Annotated in this window: 16 protein-coding genes; 13 read left to right on the plus strand and 3 right to left on the minus strand. The window is 64.6% G+C overall.

Annotated elements, in window-relative coordinates:
* Positions 1-1,524, minus strand: a complete 1,524-nt coding sequence (locus tag GOC52_RS12850; RefSeq protein WP_010484822.1) for an FAD-dependent monooxygenase — start codon at positions 1,522-1,524, stop codon at positions 1-3.
* Between the two features lie 82 nt (positions 1,525-1,606).
* Here GOC52_RS12850 and GOC52_RS12855 point away from each other — a divergent pair, with 82 nt between their 5' ends.
* Complete coding sequence (locus GOC52_RS12855) at positions 1,607-2,251, plus strand: TetR/AcrR family transcriptional regulator (protein ID WP_010484820.1); 645 nt, start codon at positions 1,607-1,609, stop codon at positions 2,249-2,251.
* A gap of 74 nt (positions 2,252-2,325) precedes the next feature.
* Positions 2,326-4,467, plus strand: coding sequence for a TonB-dependent siderophore receptor (locus tag GOC52_RS12860; RefSeq protein WP_191849598.1), 2,142 nt, complete (start codon positions 2,326-2,328; stop codon positions 4,465-4,467).
* 58 nt (positions 4,468-4,525) lie between these two features.
* Here GOC52_RS12860 and GOC52_RS12865 read toward each other — a convergent pair whose 3' ends face one another.
* Complete coding sequence (locus tag GOC52_RS12865) at positions 4,526-4,807, minus strand: hypothetical protein (protein WP_099559583.1); 282 nt, start codon at positions 4,805-4,807, stop codon at positions 4,526-4,528.
* 210 nt (positions 4,808-5,017) lie between these two features.
* On the opposite strand from GOC52_RS12865, the gene GOC52_RS12870 reads away from it, so the two are divergent.
* From GOC52_RS12870 to GOC52_RS12905, 8 genes are all read left to right on the plus strand, one after another.
* Positions 5,018-5,692: a response regulator transcription factor gene (locus tag GOC52_RS12870; protein ID WP_019338179.1), complete on the plus strand. Its 675-nt coding sequence runs from the start codon at positions 5,018-5,020 to the stop codon at positions 5,690-5,692.
* The gene (locus GOC52_RS12875) at positions 5,692-7,041 is read left to right on the plus strand and encodes a sensor histidine kinase (protein WP_191849600.1); all 1,350 of its coding nucleotides are present in this window, start codon (positions 5,692-5,694) and stop codon (positions 7,039-7,041) included. The genes GOC52_RS12870 and GOC52_RS12875 overlap by 1 nt, the downstream gene beginning before the upstream one ends.
* A gap of 323 nt (positions 7,042-7,364) precedes the next feature.
* Complete coding sequence (locus tag GOC52_RS12880) at positions 7,365-7,781, plus strand: hypothetical protein (protein WP_191849602.1); 417 nt, start codon at positions 7,365-7,367, stop codon at positions 7,779-7,781.
* A gap of 135 nt (positions 7,782-7,916) precedes the next feature.
* On the plus strand, positions 7,917-9,107 hold the full coding sequence (locus tag GOC52_RS12885; protein ID WP_019338182.1) for an efflux RND transporter periplasmic adaptor subunit: 1,191 nt from the start codon (positions 7,917-7,919) through the stop codon (positions 9,105-9,107).
* Positions 9,104-11,068 (plus strand): MacB family efflux pump subunit, encoded by a 1,965-nt coding sequence (locus tag GOC52_RS12890; protein WP_191849603.1) that lies wholly within the window; start codon positions 9,104-9,106, stop codon positions 11,066-11,068. The genes GOC52_RS12885 and GOC52_RS12890 overlap by 4 nt, the downstream gene beginning before the upstream one ends.
* 90 nt (positions 11,069-11,158) lie before the next feature.
* A complete protein-coding gene (locus GOC52_RS12895; RefSeq protein ID WP_053443254.1) occupies positions 11,159-11,557 on the plus strand; it encodes a hypothetical protein in 399 nt (132 codons plus the stop codon).
* A 27-nt stretch (positions 11,558-11,584) separates the two neighbouring features.
* Positions 11,585-11,962, plus strand: a complete 378-nt coding sequence (locus GOC52_RS12900; RefSeq protein WP_049482578.1) for an EF-hand domain-containing protein — start codon at positions 11,585-11,587, stop codon at positions 11,960-11,962.
* A 115-nt stretch (positions 11,963-12,077) separates the two neighbouring features.
* Entirely contained in the window at positions 12,078-12,275 is a 198-nt protein-coding gene (locus GOC52_RS12905; RefSeq protein WP_010484799.1) for a hypothetical protein, read from the plus strand.
* 88 nt (positions 12,276-12,363) lie between these two features.
* On the opposite strand, the gene GOC52_RS12910 is transcribed toward GOC52_RS12905, so the two are convergent.
* A complete protein-coding gene (locus tag GOC52_RS12910) occupies positions 12,364-12,702 on the minus strand; it encodes a winged helix-turn-helix transcriptional regulator (RefSeq protein WP_049412996.1) in 339 nt (112 codons plus the stop codon).
* 102 nt (positions 12,703-12,804) lie between these two features.
* Between GOC52_RS12910 and acuI the strand changes: the two genes are divergently transcribed.
* The 3 genes from acuI to GOC52_RS12925 all read left to right on the plus strand — a co-directional run bounded on the left by acuI (position 12,805) and on the right by GOC52_RS12925 (position 17,122).
* Positions 12,805-13,794: an acrylyl-CoA reductase (NADPH) gene (gene acuI, locus GOC52_RS12915; RefSeq protein WP_109813642.1), complete on the plus strand. Its 990-nt coding sequence runs from the start codon at positions 12,805-12,807 to the stop codon at positions 13,792-13,794.
* 146 nt (positions 13,795-13,940) lie between these two features.
* Positions 13,941-14,261: a hypothetical protein gene (locus GOC52_RS12920; protein ID WP_029379971.1), complete on the plus strand. Its 321-nt coding sequence runs from the start codon at positions 13,941-13,943 to the stop codon at positions 14,259-14,261.
* A gap of 107 nt (positions 14,262-14,368) precedes the next feature.
* Positions 14,369-17,122 carry a UvrD-helicase domain-containing protein gene (locus GOC52_RS12925; protein ID WP_191851459.1) on the plus strand — a complete coding sequence of 918 codons (2,754 nt, stop codon included), beginning with the start codon at positions 14,369-14,371 and terminating at the stop codon, positions 17,120-17,122.
* Positions 17,123-17,684: the final 562 nt, after the last annotated feature.

Raw genomic sequence — 17,684 nt, forward strand, 5'->3', positions numbered from 1 at the left:
TCACCGCGTCGGACCGGTCCAGGAAGCAAGCGCCGAATCAAGGCCGGGCATATCTCCTCCTATGCCGCAGGTCCAGGCAACGATGCCATCCGGGCGCACCAGCACCGCCCCCAGACCCGATGCCGCATCTCCAGTATCTGCGGCGCAGGCGATGGAAGGCTGCCAGCGTTGGCCATGCTGCGGCGGCGAAGACGCCGGGTCGAAAACAAGCAGCGCCCCCTGCCCCGCTCTCAGCAGTTCGCCCAGGCGGCGGCCATCGGCCAACCGGAAGTCCGGCGCGCTCCTGCCGACCAGCGGGTGCTCTCCGCCAAGTTCCAGCTGCTGCGAAACACCCCAGATCCGCTCGGCCAGATACGTGGCCCCATCGCGGGTGCCGGCCAGGTCGGCCATGATCGCTGCCAGCGCGCGCGAGCCGGCCCCGGGACGCATCAGCGCAACCTGCGCGCGCGACCAGTCCAGCACCTTGGTGCCCACCGGATGGCGCTCAGACTGATAGCTGTCCAGCAGCGCCTCATCAGCCTTGCCCCGCACTACGGCGGCCAGCTTCCAACCGAGGTTCATCGCATCGCCGATGCCAAGGTTCAGCCCCTGGCCGCCCAACGGTGAATGCATGTGCGCGGCATCACCTGCCAACAGCACACGGCCGCTGCGATAGGCCGTCGCTTGGCGCGCAGCATCGGTCCATGTCGTGGCCAGGTGCAATGCAGTGATCGTTGCCTCGCGGCCAGACACCCGCCGCAGCAACGCTTGCGCGGAGTGCCGGTCCAGTGGCGTGCGATGGCCCGCGCCACCGTCGAAATCGGCCAGCGCCAGCAGGCCTGGCGGGTTGAAATTGCACATCCCGTGATCGGTGAACTGTCGGCCCGGTGTGAGTACACACCCATCTGCCAGTTCGACCAGCAGCGTGTAACCGGTGAACTCCGGCCCGGTTCCGGCAAAGATGAAGCCCGATTGCTTGCGTACCGTGCTGCGGGCCCCATCACAACCGACCAGCCAGCGGCCGTGGACCCTGCCGGAGCCGATGTGCACGGCAACCTGCGCCTCGTGCGCATCCACCGCCTGTACCGCACGCCCGCGTTCGATGCGAACGCCCAGCGCAATCGCACGTTCGGCCAATACCGTTTCCAGGGCCTGCAGCTCCACCGCCATCTGAGTGCCCACTGGCGTCGGCAGGCGCCAGCTCCAGCGCGTGCGGTCGACGTCGTCCAACGCAAACGGAATGCCGGCGAAGTGGCCACCCAGCGCCCGCGGTTGCGCCAGCCAATGGGCGGTGCCTAGCGGCGGCGCGCCCTTGTCGGGCTTGAGCACCTGAGTCGCGACGACCGCGTCCAACAGGCCACGCCGATCCAGTGCCTCCAGCGTGGGGACGTTCAGGCCGCGCAGCCCGAATGGCAGGCGCTTCAACGGCGAATCAGCGGACCCGGCCTGTTCCAGCACCAGCACCGAACACCCGGCATGGGCCAGTTCGCAGGACAGGAACAAGCCAACCGGGCCAGCACCGGCAATGACGACGTCGTACAGCATGGAGATTCCTTGTGAGCGCCGGGTCGGCGCTCTGGCGGGACAAATGTTACACTCGGTGTACGTTTTCACACATGAACCACCCATGACCCCGCTTCCTGGCCGTCGCGAGCAGCGCAAAGCCAAGACCCGACAAGCGATTTCCGACGTCGCCACCGAGCTGATCATCCGGCGGGGCTTCGAGGCCGTCTCCATGTCCGAGATCGCCGAAGCCGCGGGCGTCTCACGCAAGACGGTCTTCAACTACTTCGCCAGCAAGGAAGACCTGGTGTTCGATCGCGATGAGGAGGCGCGCACGCTGCTGCGCGAGGGCATGATGGCGCGCAGCGGAATGACCCCGCTGATGGCCTTCCAGTCACTCGTGCGCGAGTTGCTGGAGGCGGGCCATCCACTGCTGCGCATCAATGCCGGTGCTGCCGCCTTCTGGGGCACCGTGGCGGAGAGCCCGGTACTGGTCGCGCACGCGCGACGGCTGCAGGCGCAGTTGACTGACGATCTGGCGCAATTGATGGCCGACGCTGTCGGCCGGCCCGGACATGACGCCGAAGGGCGATTGGGCGCGGCCATGCTGCTGGCGTCGATGGTGGCGGCCTATGAGAAAGGACTGGCAAGCCAACTGCAGGGCGAGGACCCGCGCGAGGCCATGCTGCAGCTGATCGTGCGCGGCGCCAACGGGGTACTGGTGGCCTTGGCGGGCACCCCATATACGGACCCCGGCGCGCGCCCATAGCGCATTCGGGGGATAGGTTTCGAAGTGTTGCAAATGCTACTCTTTCTCATTTGCAGACACATAGCCCCTCCCCAATGCCCCTTCCCACACCCCTGCAACGCGCCCTGTACCTGGCACTGACCCTGCCCTTGGCACCGCTTGCCCATGCTGCCGAGTCCTCTACTGCCGCGCCCAAGGACCTGGACAAGGTCGAGGTTCGCGGACGTGCACAGGCGCTGTACCGGGTGGACGATGCCGCGGTCGGCACCCGCACGGATACACCGCTGGAGCTGGTCCCACAGTCGATCCAGGTCATCCCGCGTGAACTGATCGACGACCAGGCGGCGCGTCAGGTAACCGATCTCTATCGCAGCATCAGCGGCATCAGCTATTTCAGCTATGCCGGGGTGACCCTGCGCGGCTTCCGCCAGGAGAACGTGCTGTATGACGGCCTGCGCGGCGATCCGTATGCAGGATTCTCGGTGCCGCAGCTGTTCAACATCGATCGCGTGGAAGTGCTGAAGGGACCGGCAGGCGCGCTGTATGGCGGGGGTGATGCAGGCGGTGTCATCAACTACGTGACCCGCAAGCCCAAAGCCGCTGCCGAGCGCCGCATCGAGGTCCAGCTGGGCGACAAGGACTTCCGTGCCGGATCGATCGAGGGTACCGGGCCGTTGAATGCCGCCGGCAGCGTGCGCTATCGCGCCGGGCTCTATGCCGACAATGAAAAGGGCGTGCGCTGGAACACCGACAGCGAGAGCGTGATCGGCGATGCCTCGCTGGCCTTCGACGTCGGACAGACCGGTGAACTGGTGCTGCAGTTCACCGACATCACCCAGAACCTTGGCGGCAACCGTCTGCGCGGCGTGCCGGTCAACGATGCAGGCACGTTCCTGACCGACCGCCGCTGGAACCACAACGAGGCCAGCGACTTTCTCGACATGCGCGCCAAGGTGGCGCTGGCGCAGTACCGCTTCGCGCCGCTCGACACGCTGGACCTGGACTTCGCCGCCCGCTGGTTCAGCAACAACGAACACCAGATGTACCACGAGCCGATGGGCCTGATCGATCGTGACCGCGATGGCGTGGCCGAGTGGATGACCCGCCAGCTGCGCAACCAGATCCGCGACAACGACGCATTCACTGCCAACGGCAATGCAGTCTGGCGGGTGACCACCGGCGCGGTGGAGCACAAGGTGCTGTTCGGCGCCGATGTATACCGGCTGGATGCGGACTTCACCGCACAGACCGCGAACAGCGCTGACCTTGCGCGTGGCGCCGGGCCGGTGCGCGGCATCGACCTGTTCAATCCCGTGTACGGCGCCAGTACCTGGCACGACTACAACCTGGCGGCCCTCCCCTGGCGCAGCACGTCCACCCGCAGCAAGCGCTATGGCGGCTACCTGCAGGACGAACTGGCACTGGGCACACGCTGGCATGTGCTGGCCGGACTGCGCTGGGATGGCTTCAAGGATGAGGACCGCATGGGTGGCAGCAGCGTGGATGGCAATGATCTCAGCTGGCGGCTGGGTAGCACGTTCACCGTGCGCGAGGGCCTGAATGTCTACGCCAACGTCGCCAGTGGTTTCGTGCCGCAGAGTGCCGCCAACCAGAACCCGGCCGCTGGCGGACCGTTCGATGCCGAGCGCAGCAAGCAGTGGGAAGTGGGCATGAAGTCGCTGCTGGCCGACCGTGTGACCTTGAACATGGCGGCCTACCGGATCGACCGCAGCAACATCGTGCAGGCCACCGGCGAGGTGATCGGTGGCGTGAACCAGTTGGCCGCGCTGGGCCTGGTGCGCAGTACCGGCATGGAGCTGGACCTTTTGGCCGACCTCACCGAGCGCTGGGTGCTGAACCTGACCTACGCCTACAACGATGCGCGGGTGAAGGACGCCGGGCCGAATGGCATCACCAACGCCTCCGGCGGCCAATTCGCCAATGCGCCGCGCAACAAGCTGGGACTGTGGACGCGTTATGACCTGCCGGCGATCAACTCCGCCATCGGCTTTGGCGCCGATCACGTCGGCGAACGCCTCAGCCTGGATGGGCAGACGGTCAAGGCCTACACCGTGTTCGACGTGAGCTGGAAGACCACGTGGAGGCAATGGCACTTCCAGGCCAACGTCAAGAACCTGTTCGACAAGGTGTACGCGGCCAGTGGCTTCATTGAACGCAACGGGCATTTCCCCGGCGAGCCACGGCGGGTGTATGTGCAGGCGGCCTACAGCTTCTGACACAGGGCTGCGAACCATGATGACAGGGGGAGGTGGCTGCCCACCTCCCCTCCCGGTGTCAGTGCGAGCAGGCCACCAGCATCGAGCGGGTGGCCATCTGGGTGGAGGTGAAGCCGTTCTTGTTGCCCACCGCGATGGCGTTGCCGTCGTCGCCATCCTTGCTGAAGACCACATAGCCGCCTGGGCACATCTGCCCGGCCTTTTCGTAGCAGCCACTCCAGGAGCCGGAGCCGCTGCAGTCGATGGAGACGCCGCGTCGGCCATCGGGGGTAACGGTCATCCTGGCGGTGGTGCAGCCACTCAGCGCGGCCACGAACAACAACGGAACGAACAACTTCATGGGTACTCCAGGGGGTGGGATCAGCGGAAGGGCGCCAAGGCTGGAGTGCCCGGATTGCGCGAACCTTGCGCCGACATCCGCTTTCCTGCGTCCATTACAGCCTTGCGGGACATCGGGAAGGCACGCCATGTTCACGCAATGTTCCTGTCATACGGTGCCGGCGCGTGCCGAACCGCCCCGCCACGCCCCCTTCCTGCGCAAACCCCGCCGATGCACATCCTGCTGATCGAAGACGAAGCCGAACTGGCCGCTACCCTGAAGTCCGCCCTGCAGCGCGAGCGCTACGTGGTGGACCTGGCCAACACGCTGGCGCTGGCCCGCGAAGCGGCCCTGTGCGGATCGCACGACCTGGTGTTGCTGGACCGCACCCTGCCCGACGGCGACGGCCTGGGATTGATTTCGCTGTTGCGTGAGCGCAACCCCGGGGTGCCGATCATCGTGCTGAGCGCGCTCGGGCAGCTGCCGGACCGCATCGCCGGCCTGGATGAGGGCGCGGACGACTATCTGGCCAAGCCCTTCGCACTGGAGGAGCTGTTCGCCCGCATCCGCGCTGCCGGGCGCCGGCCGAGCGGCATGCAGGTGGAACTGGTGAGCATCGGCCGGTTGGTGTTCGACCCGGCATCGGGCGAGGCGAGCGTGGGCGGGCAGCGGCTGGAGCTGCCGCGCCGTGAGATACGTGTACTGGCCGCGTTGGCCCGGCGTCTGGGTCGCACCGTGCTGCGCGAGTCGATTGAAATGGCGGTGTATGGATTCGATGACGGCATCCATTCCAACACGCTCGATTCGCACGTCTCGCGCCTTCGCCGCAAGCTGGCCGATGCCGACGCAGGAGTAGAGATACACGCCATCCGCGGTGTCGGCTATCTGATGCGGGAAGCCAAATAATGGCGCGTCGTCCATCGCTGAAGCGTCCGTTGATCGTCAAAACGCTGATCTATCAGCTGCTGGCGTTGCTGGTGGCGTTCTTCGCGCTGCTGATGGTGCTGATACGTGCCGACAGCGGTGGCTACTACACCATCCAGACCTTTGCGCCGGTGGCCGCCGACGCGGTGCACCGCGACCGCAATGGCGAACTGTACGTGCAGAACACACCGGAACTGGCCGAACTGCTGAAGTTCGTTCCCGGCGCATGGTTCATCGCCGAGGATGAGCATGGCCACTACGTTACGTTCGGACCTGTGCCGCCGGCCTATGCCTCGCTGGTAGGCGCACTGGATGGCATCCCCTTTGGCGACCTGCGCGGGCGGGATCGCAGCGATGGCCTGGCCGTCGTGGTGCGCCAGCACAGCGGGCCGGCCGGCAAGCTGACCATCATGGCCCATGGCGAAACCGATACGCTGACTTGGCAGATGGCGCTGGCGGCACACATCATCACCCTGCCGATCTTCCTGCTGCTGGGCCTGGCCACCATCGTCCTGACACCGATCATCGTGAGACGGGCCCTGGCCGGGGTGGAGCGCATCGCCGAGGAAGCCCGCAACATCTCCGCCAGCCGCCGCGGTGTCCGCCTGACAGAAACCGCTGTGCCTGTGGAGATCGCTCCGTTGGTGACGGCGGTGAATGAAGCACTGGAGCGGCTGGACGAGGGGCACGAACGGCAACGCCGCTTCATCGCCGCCGCCGCGCATGAGCTGCGCACACCCATTGCGATTCTGAGGGTAAAGGTCGATGCGGCCGACGACGCCACCTCGTGCAGCCTGGCCGTGGAAGTGGCGCGGCTGGCGACGCTGGCAGAGCAGCTGCTGGATCTGCACCGCATGGACGAAGACGGGCCGAAGGAAACCATCAACCTGGCGCGGGTGGCCAAACGGGTGGCCGCCGATCTGGCGCCGCTGCTGATCCAGTCGGACAAGACCGTAGCCGTGGCGGTGGAATCACATTTCCCGGTGCTCGGCGAGACCGGCGCAGTGGAGCGGGTAATTTCCAACCTGGTACTGAATGCTGCCGAACATGGCGGACGCCAGATCATCGTGCGCGTTCAAGGCAGCTGCCTGGAGGTCGAGGACGACGGCCCCGGCATACCGGTCGACCAGCGCGAACGGGTTTTCGAACCCTTCCAGCGGTTGCGGCCGCGGCAGACAGGCGCGGGCCTGGGGCTGAACCTGGTGCGCCAGGTGATCGACCGCCACGGCGGCCACGTCACGATTCTGGATGCGCCGGGTGGTGGTGCATTGATCCGTGTCGAGTTTCCATTGCATCCGGGCGTGACCAGCACGCCACCGCTGGAGCACTGAACACATCGCATGCACCTGTGTAACCGGCGCCTGTCCATGCGTGGCCGGGAGCGAGGACAGGCAAGGTTGCGGCAATGTTCGCTGGACAGCATCGGGGTGTGGCACCTGCCGTGCCACCGCGTTCCTATCTGACAGGAAGCCTGCATGTGACCCAGGGAGCTCCCCCACCGTCCCCTTCCGCACGCACTGTGCCACCGCGGAATTCGCCCGGACTTACGGCTGCCGCATGGAATCGCCGCCCACACAATGTCCGCGCGCCCGGCCTGCAACATTGGCCGCTTTGGCTGCGGACAGTTCCCGATATCGAGCGCGCTGGCGTGTTGATGCGGCTGTTCGGCGCGTTGTTTCTGCTGCTGCCCGGCATTGCGCTGGTGGCTTCAGCGCATCGGCATGCGAGCACAGCGGTGGCGATGGCCGTGCTCCTGTTCGTTGCCGTGCATGCTGCGCTGCATGGGCTGGCGGCATGGCGGGCGGCAACCCCGCACCCAACGCCACCGCTGCTGCGCGCCCTGGACGGCCATGCCGCTGGGATAATGATTGCCAGTACGCTGCTGATCGCCATCGTTGCAGGAATGGCGAAGCTGCATGCTTCGACCTTCCCCTGGTTGTTGGCCAGCGCGGCGATTCAACTCTGCGCTGCGCGCATCGCAGGTCACCGGCTGCGAAATGCACTGCTGGTTCTCGGTAGCGCCCTGCAGGTCATCGCCGTGGCACTGCTCGCTCTTCATGCCGCGCGCTGACACAACGATCGCCCCGCAAGGTTCGCGCAACCCAGCGCATCGAGACTCGACGGCCAACGACGTCTGCCCCGACAGACGTGTGTCTCTTCTGTCGCAAGGACCCCCGATGACCTGTCTCTTCTGGTTGCTGAGCCGATGAGCACCGTACCCCGCAAGCGCCGCCGTGCGCTCATCGTCGCTGCCGGCCTGCTGTGCTGCGCGCTGACTCTGTTCGCGTGGTTGCGGCCCGCACCACCTCCGCACCTGCAGGTTGCACCGGTCGCTCGCGGCAGCATCGAACAGGTGGTGGAGGCCACTGGCACGCTGAAGCCCTCGCAACTGGTAAGCGTGGGTGCACAGGTCTCCGGACGCATCGATACCCTGCATGTAAAGCTGGGCGACAAAGTGAAAGCCGGCGATCCCATCGCCGACATCGACTCGCGTACTCAACGCAATGCATTGCTCAGCGCGCAGGCCGCACAACGCACCGCGCGTGCCAACCGCGATGCGCTGGCCACCGACCTGCGCCAGTTCGAGCTGACACTGCATCGGCAGCAGCAACTGGTGGCCTCGCAACTGGTGGCCCGCGCCGACTTCGATACTGCCAAGGCCAAGGTCGATGCCACCCGTGAACAGGTCGCTGCGCTGGACGGTGAAGTGGCGCGCCGACAGACCGACGTCGATGTTGCTCAGACCAATCTGGAGTACACCCGCATCACCGCCCCCACCGACGGAACCGTACTGGCCGTGGTCGCGCGCCAGGGGCAGACCGTGAATGCGGTGCAGAGCGCCCCCACCATCGTGATGCTGGGCAACCAGGACGTGATGACGGTGTACGCCGAGATCTCCGAGGCCGACGTCGTACACACGTCTGTTGGCCAGGAAGCATTCTTCACCATTCTTGGTGATGCCGGCCGCCGCTACAGCAGCACGTTGCGGGATATCGCGCCAGCGCCGGAATCCATCACCAACGAAGACAGCTCCAGCCTTGCTGCACCGGCAGTGTCGGGTGGCAGCCGCACGGCCATGTACTACAACGGCCAGTTCGACGTGGATAACGCCGATGGCCGCCTGCGCAGCTACATGACCGCGCAGGTCCGCATCGTGCTGGGCCGCGCCAACAACGTACTGACCATTCCCTCGGCCGCATTGGGTGCGCGCGCCGCCGATGGCAGTTACAGCGTGCAGGTACGTGGTGCCGACGGCCGCGCCAGCACGCGGCGCGTCACTACCGGGCTGGATGATCAGATCCAGGTGGAAGTACGCACCGGGCTGAAGGAAGGCGAACAGGTCGTGCTGGCGCAGGCCGACGCCGAAGCCACCAGCGCACCCACGCAGTCCAGATGAGCACGACCACGACCGAGCCGCTGCTGCGCGTTCGCGGCGTACGCCGCGAGTTTGCCGCAGGCGAGCAGACATTGGTGGTACTCGACGGCATCGACCTGGATATTCACGCAGGTGAACTGGTGGCCATCGTAGGCCAGTCCGGTTCGGGCAAGTCCACGCTGATGAACATCCTGGGCTGCCTGGATCGCCCTTCCGCCGGTGTCTATCAGATCTCCGGGCGCGAGACCGCGCAGATGTCGCCGGATGAACTGGCCGAACTACGCCGCGAACACTTCGGCTTCATCTTCCAGCGCTACCACCTGCTGACCGATCTGACTGCACTGAGCAATGTGGAAGTGCCTGCGATCTACGCCGGCATGCCTGCCGATGCACGCCATGCGCGTGCGGCCACGCTGTTGTCGCGGCTTGGCCTGGGCGAGCGCATGCAGCATCTTCCTGGTGAGCTGTCGGGTGGCCAGCAGCAACGCGTTTCGATTGCGCGTGCCCTGATGAATGGTGGCGCGGTGATCTTCGCCGACGAACCTACAGGTGCGTTGGACACGCATTCCGGCAAAGAGGTGATGAAGATCCTTGGCGAGCTGCACGCCGAGGGCCATACCGTTGTGCTGGTTACGCATGACATGGCCGTGGCCGAGCATGCGCAGCGCATCATCGAAATCCGCGATGGGCGGATTGTGGATGATCGCGCAACCGGTACTGGTCTGTCAGCGGGCGTGGCGACGCCAGCCGTGACCCAGCCTGTGGGCAACAGCGGCTGGCGGGTCTGGCGGGACCGTTTCGCTGAAGCCTTCCGCATGGCATTGCGCGCGATGAACGCCCACCGCATGCGCACCTTCCTGACCATGCTCGGGATCATCATCGGCATTGCATCGGTCGTAGCGGTGGTGGCACTGGGTACCGGCGCACGGCAGGCCATCCTGTCCAACATCTCCTCGTTGGGTACCAATACCATCGAAATCTATCCCGGATCGGGCTTTGGCGACCTCCATTCCGCGCGGGTGGAAACACTCACTCCCGGCGACAGCGTGGCCCTTGCCCGGCAGCCATTCGTGGACAGCGCCACCCCCGGTGTTGCCACCAGCGGCACCGCCCTGCGCGGCAACCGTTCGGCCAGCGTGCAGGTGCAGGGCGTCAGCGAGCAGTATTTCCGCGTGCATGGCCTGAAGCTGGGCGAAGGCGCATTCTTCGGCCCACCGGGTGTGAGCGGCTACCAGCAGGTCGTGGTGATCGACGCCAATACCCGCGCTCGCTTCTTCGCTGCCGCGGACAATCCCATCGGCCAGACCCTGCTGCTGGGCAACGTGCCTGTGCGTATTGTGGCCGTGGTGAAGAAAGATGCTGGTGCTGCCGGCGATGCGTCACTGCTGCGGGTATGGCTGCCTTACACCACCACCATGGCACGCATGCTGGGGCAGAGCCACGTGTCCAGCATCACCGTACGCGTTTCCGATGCGATCAGCATGGAAGCGGCCGAGCAGGCCATCGGACGATTGCTGACGCGGCGCCATGGCAGCACCGACTTCTACATGAGCAACAACGCGCAGATCCGTGAATCCATCGAACAGACCACCAGCATCCTGACCATGATGATCAGCTCCATCGCAGCCATCGCATTGGTGGTCGGCGGGATCGGCGTAATGAACATCATGCTGGTGTCGGTGACCGAGCGCACCCGCGAGATCGGCGTGCGCATGGCGGTGGGCGCGCGCCGCAGCGACATCCTGCAGCAGTTCCTGATCGAATCGGTGCTGGTCTGCCTGCTCGGTGGTGTACTCGGCATCGGCGTGGCCCTTGCGTTGGGCGCGGCTCTGGAGCTGGCCGATGCGGGCTTCAGCCTGGTGTTCTCCGTCAACTCGATTCTGGCCGCCTTCGCCTGTTCCAGCCTGATCGGCGTTGGCTTCGGATTCCTGCCGGCACAACGTGCCGCACGGCTCGATCCGGTGGAGGCACTGGTCCAATAGCCAATGCATCTACCTGTATTGACAGCAGGTTCGCGCAATGTCCGCAGTGTGTACTACGGCTACCGAGAATGTCCGCACAGGAGCTGGACGATGTTTCTTAGAACAGGAAAGCCCGCACTGCTGCTGGTAGCTGCCGCGCAGCTACTGGTGTTGATGCCCTACTCCAGCGACGCCCACGCACAGCGTGGCGATCGCTACAGCCCACACTGGAGCCAGGACTACCGTGATCGGGAGCGCGACGCATGGGAGCGGCGCGAACGTGAGCGGAATCGTGAGCGGGAACGCGAGCGCCGGCACGACGCCAAAGCCACCGGCGTGGTAGTGGGCGTGGTGGGTGCAGCGGTGGTGGCCGGCGTGATTGCCGCTGCTGCCAAGCGCGAACGCGAAGTCCGCGAGCGCGCCGACTACTGCATGAACCGCTACGGCAACTACGACCGCCGCAACGATACCTATCGCGGCACCGACGGCTACACCTATCCCTGCCGCTGATTGACCCTCAACAAGGACAAACACCCCATGACCAGAACTGCTCTGTTGATTGCCCTGTGCGCTGCCCCATTACTGGCCGAGGCCGCACCGGCCGACCCGAAACAGGCCTACATCGATTCCACGTTCACCGCGATGGATACCAACAAGGATGGACGCGTCGACAAGTCCGAGTACGCAGATTTTCAGCAGGGCCGTTTCAACAAGCAGGCCGATTCAATCAACGCCGCATTTACCGCGATGGACAAGAACAAAGATGGAAGGATCAGCAAGGAGGAAGCCGTCGTGGTGCCGGAGATCGCGAAGTACTTTACGGGCCTGGACACCGATGGTGATGGCTATCTGTCACTGAAGGAAATGCAACAAGCCATGGTGGCCGCTCAGACTGCAGACGCGCCAACAAAGTAAATCCAGGGCGGGGCGCTGAAGATGGATGCCCATCCGGACGCGGTGCGGGTTGAACACACCCTCTTCCCACGTTAGCCTCCGAGGTGCCCATGGAGGGCTATCAACGGAGTGAAGCATGAAGATTGGATTCAAGCTGTCTGTTGCTATTGCGGCTGCTGCACTGACCCTGGGAATCGGCAGTGCCTCCGCGCAGTCCCGCTGTACCCCGTGCTACACCGCCTACGAGGCTTGTCTGGCGGCGGGCAATGGCGAGAACGTCTGCTACCCGGCGTTTGCCCGTTGCCTGCGGAACAGCGGCTGCACCATCCCGTAAGTCACGCATTGCCGTGATGTGTGCCGGCCCCCATTTTTGGGGGCTGGCACTGGTGCGCGCCACATTCCATGCGCGGCTGACAATCAGCTCAGGGCGAACGCTTGAAACCACGATAGGTTTCACCCCACTCGCGCATGGCCAGCAGCACCGGAACCAACGTGCGCCCGAACTCGGAAAGCTCGTATTCCACCTTCGGCGGCACTTCCGGGTACACGTGGCGGATCACCACCCCGTCGGCTTCCAGTTCCCGCAGCTGGCTGGTCAGCATGGACTGGGTAGCGTTGGGCACACGCCGCGTGAGCTCCATGAAACGCCGCTTGCCTGTCATCAGGTGGAACAGAATGATCGGCTTCCACACGCCGCCCATGACCGACAGCGTGACTTCCACCGCGCAACCGCTCTTGCCGTCCCAACGCTTGCTACGCATGCATACTCCGGAAAACCATAGTACCTACGGAAAATCATCGTTCTTGTTGCGATAGTGGTGCGAGCCTAGCATGGGTTCATCCATTGAACGTGAGACCGCACCATGAGTTTCAAGGCACTGCTGACCCGCAAGACCAACGACGGCGTTTCCACGGAGCTGGTCGATTTCGATGAAGCCAACCTGATGGATGGCGACGTGCTGGTGCAGGTCGAGTACTCCACGCTGAACTACAAGGACGCGCTGGCCCTCACCGGCGCGCGCCCGGTGATCCGGACGTTCCCGTTGATCCCTGGCATCGACCTGGCTGGCGTGGTGCTGGACTCCAGCAGCGTCGACTTCAAACCCGGCGACCGCGTTGTGCTCAATGGCTGGGATCTCAGCATGGGCCACCACGGCGGCCTCGCCCAGCGCGCCCGTGTTCGCGGCGAATGGCTCAACAGGATTCCCGGCAACCTGAGCACCCGCGACGCCATGGCCATCGGCACCGCCGGCTACACCGCGATGCTGTGCGTGCTGGCACTGGAAGATGCCGGCGTGACGCCCGATAGGGGCGACGTGCTGGTAACGGGGGCCAACGGTGGCGTCGGCTCGATCGCGGTGGCGATCCTTTCAAAGCTGGGCTATCGCGTGGTGGCCGCCACCGGGCGCCCGGAACACGCCGAGTATCTGCACAGCCTGGGCGCCGCCGAGATCATCGACCGCGCGCAGCTTTCAGAACCGCGCGAACGGCCGGTGAGTGCCGAGCGCTGGGCCGGCGTGGTTGATGTGGCAGGCGGCCCTACCCTCGTCAACGCCCTTGCCGAGACGAAGTACCGCGGCGCAGTGGCCGCGTGCGGGCTGGCGCAGAGTGATGAGCTGCATGGCTCGGTGCTGCCCTTCATTCTCCGCAACGTGACGCTTGCCGGCGTGGATTCGGTGAATGCGCCGCAGGCCGTTCGCCAGCGTGCGTGGGACCGGCTTGCCACCGACCTGGACCCGCAGAAGCTGGAAAGCACCGTGCAGCTGATCGGGCTTGCCGAGGTGCTGGACGTCTACGACCAGATCATTCCGGGCAAGGTGCGTGGGCGGATTGTTGTGGATGTGAATGCGTGAGCAGATCGTCTGGATCAACTGCATCTGATGCAGTTTCCATGCTGCGGCGAATGGTGAACACGCAGTGAAACAACGCGGGCGGTGATGACCTCAAGCCACTGCCGCTCGCATACGCTCGGGTTCCCATCGCTGCCTGGACACCCGACATGCCAATGACCGCGTTCGCACTTGCCGCTGCGCTTTCGGGCCTGCCCGACATCACCTGGGAGCGCGAGCGCGCCGAGGATGCGCACCAGCTCATGCTGTGCCAGATCCATCGCGATGCGCTGAAGCAGAACGAAGGCAAGGACGATGCCTATCCGCGTGCCAAGGCGGTCTGCGACCTGCTGGCACGCGAGTACAAGGACAAGTGGGATTTCGATGCGCAGGATGCCCTGGCCGCTTCGGGGGTGGATCTGGATGAGCTGATCCGCCGCGGCGATGCGATGGAAGTACCGCCGACGAAGCAGGATCGCGCCTACGAGTGATGCCGTGCCCGCGGGCAAGGCCGCACGCATCGTCAAGGCCCCTTATCATGTGTGCCTGGGGGCGCTATACGCCCTGTTGACGCTTGCAGGGCAGTATCTGGATGTCTATGGAATGGTGCCCCTCGGGCTGGGGCCGGCGCGTGACCCGTTCGCCCCATTGGTCGCTGCGGCTTGATGGCGAGTATGTTGAAATCAATGTGTCCGGCCAGCAGTTCCGGCTGCGCGTGGATGATGACCAGCAGGTGCAGATCCATCCAGGGGTCTTCTGGTCACGGGTCGAGCTGCAGACCGGCGATGCTGCTGCGCTGTGCGTAGACGGGCTCCCCAACGGACAAGCGTGCCGGCTTGCTGCAGCCGTGCAACACATGCTCTTTGCGCGCACCACGCATGGGCGCAAGGCCTTGTTTGACAGCGTTCTGCAACAGATCCAGTCGTGGTTGAACGACGCGGACGCCCTCATCGACCGGGGCAATGCCGGCCGCCGCTGGATCACTCACGAGCAGCAGCAGGCGCTGCTGGCGAAGCGCTCCGCCCTGCCCCTGCAGCCGCCGGAGCTGGAGCAGCTGTTCCGCGATGAGGACGTCCATGGAGATCTGCATGCGGACAGCCATCGCGCAGCGCTGGACGTCCTGCGCGACTGGAACCTGGATTGGCCCGCTGCCTGGGCCGAAGCCAACGAGGCCATGACCCGGCGCGAGCTGGTGTTGGCCAAGGATTTCCTGGACCGGGTCGAGAGCAGACCGCTGACCGAGGAACAGGCCCGCGCCGTCATCTGCTTCGACAACCGGGTCCAGGTCGTGGCCGCGGCCGGTTCCGGCAAGACCTCCACCATGGTCGCCAAGGCCGCTTATGCCATTGACCGCGGCTTTGTCGAATCCGAACGCATCGTGATGCTCGCCTTCAACAAGGATGCCGCCCAGGAACTGGAGGAGCGCGCGCAGCGATGCTTCGACCGGCTCGGCATGGGCGACACCGTGGTTGAGTCGCGAACCTTCCACGCCCTGGGCCTGGCCATCATCGCCAAAGCCACGGGGCGCAAGCCCGATATCCCGGAATGGGCCATTGACGCCACGCTGGGCTTCAACAAGCTGGCCGAACTGGTGGACGACCTGAAGGATCGCTCGACCCACTTCCGCACCCAATGGGACATGTTCCGCCTGGTGTTTGGGCGCGACCTGCCGCCATTCGGCGCGGAAATGGAGGCCGACGGCTACGACCGCGATGGCATGCCCTACATCCGCACCCTGCAGGGTGAGCGGGTGAAGAGCCTGGAAGAGTGCGTGATCGCCGACTGGCTCTTCTACAACGGCGTGACGTACGACTACGAGCGGCGCTACGAGTTCGATACCGCGACAGACACCCACCGCCAGTATCGCCCCGACTTCTATTACCCGGACGCCGGCCTGTATCACGAGCACTTTGCGCTGGATGCCGATGGCCAGCCGCCGGCGCACTTCGCCCATTACGCCGAGGGCATGCACTGGAAGCGCCAGCAGCATGCGGCACGCGGCACCACGCTGGTCGAGACGACGTCGTTTGGACTGCGCAGTGGACATGCCCTGCAGGATCTTGCGGAGCGACTTGGCGCGTCTGATGTCGAACTCGACCCGAACCCGGACCGCGACTTGCCCGAACAGGGCGCCAAGCCGATGCCGGATGCAGACCTGATCGGCTTGATGCGCACCTTCATTGCCCACGCCAAGAGCAACTGTCTGACGCTGGACGATATGGCCGCGCGTCTGCGGCAGATGCCCGAAGATCAGTTCAAGGAGCGACATCGTCGCTTCCTGGAGATCGCCAGCCCTGTTTTCCAGGCCTGGGACAACGCACTGGCTGACGAGCACGGCATCGATTTCGAAGACATGCTCAACATGGCGGCCGGACTGCTGGAACAGGGCCGCTATGAATCGCCCTACGAACTGGTGATGGCCGACGAATTCCAGGATGCCTCGCGCGCCCGCGCCCGGCTCTGCCGTGCCTTGGTCAGCCGCCCCGGCCGCTATCTGTTTGCGGTAGGCGATGACTGGCAGTCGATCAATCGCTTCGCCGGTGCCGACGTTTCAGTGATGACCGGATTCCGCGAGTGGATGGGCCATGGCCAGGTGCTGAAACTGGAGCAGACGTTCCGCTGCCCTCAGGTGCTGTGTGATGTTTCCAGCCGCTTCATCAGCCGCAACCCCGCGCAGATCGTCAAGGAGGTTCGCTCCGCTGCACCGGCAATGGGCCCGGTGCTGCAGGCGTTCCAGATGAATCGGCGTGAGGAGGTGCAGGATGGCGTTCGCCAGTACCTCACCAAGCTGCATCAGCAATTGTTGTCCGGGGCGGTGCCACAAGGGCGCGATGGACGCGTGACGGTGTTCATCCTGGGGCGCTACCGCGCCGATCGCAGCGCGATGCCTTCGGATTGGAAGACAGCCTTTGGCAGCACGATGGACGTCGAGTTCCTGACCGCTCATCGCTCGAAGGGGCGCGAGGCGGATTATGTGATCCTGCCGGGAATGGTCCATCGAGGCTTCCCGAGCCTGCGCGCGGATGATCCTGTGCTTTCCTTGGCGATGCCGGATGGCGACACCTATCCACTGAGCGAAGAACGGCGTTTGTTCTATGTGGCGCTGACGCGAGCGCGACGGTCGGTTGCGATGTTCACCCTGCAGGGCAAGCACTCGCCGTTCCTGGATGAGCTGGTGAAGGACGGGGCAGTGGAAGTGACCGCGATTTCAGGCGCGGCCATCCACGAAGAACGCTGCCCAGTGTGCAAGGTCGGCGTGTTTGTGGACCGCAATGGGCCGCATGGGGCTTTCCGGTCGTGCTCCAGTTACCCGTTGTGCCACAACAAGCCGAGGGGTGGGCGTCGGGGATGAATGCATCCCGCCCCTTTCAGCACGCACCCGCCCGCCTGCATCAGAGGGCACTTCTACGCCATGGCGTCTCCGGAAAAGAAAAAGCCCCGGTTGGACCGAGGCTTTCGTCTGGATGGTGGCAAGACTGCGGGCATCGTAAAGACCCTGCAAATCCCCACGATGTGTTCTTACGGGATAATGCAACCGTTCGCACGCATGCATTGCGTATAGTTTCGGATGCAGATGCTCACGTCTGCGCCTGACGCCTCACACGCCCTGTACTGGACCTCGCAGACGGTACAAGGGCCGGGGGCTTTCGCCGTGGCGCTACTGATTCCAAAGGTCAACGCGCAGGCCGCAATAGCAACAGAAAGCTTGAATCCAATCTTCATGCCATAACTCCGTTGATCGCCCTCCTTGGGCATGCGCAGCCTAGCGCGGGTGACTTGTACATTCAAATTGACCGGCAGAAGTCTCTGCGCCTGTGTATCAGAACCGCTTACGGTTCTTGATTTTCCTCTGTCCTATCGGAGTCCCGATCAAAGGAAGGCATCCGTTTGTCCGTTCACTTGCCCTTGTGGGC

The sequence above is a fragment of the Stenotrophomonas sp. SXG-1 genome, assembly GCF_014083965.1.
Lineage (GTDB): Bacteria > Pseudomonadota > Gammaproteobacteria > Xanthomonadales > Xanthomonadaceae > Stenotrophomonas > Stenotrophomonas geniculata.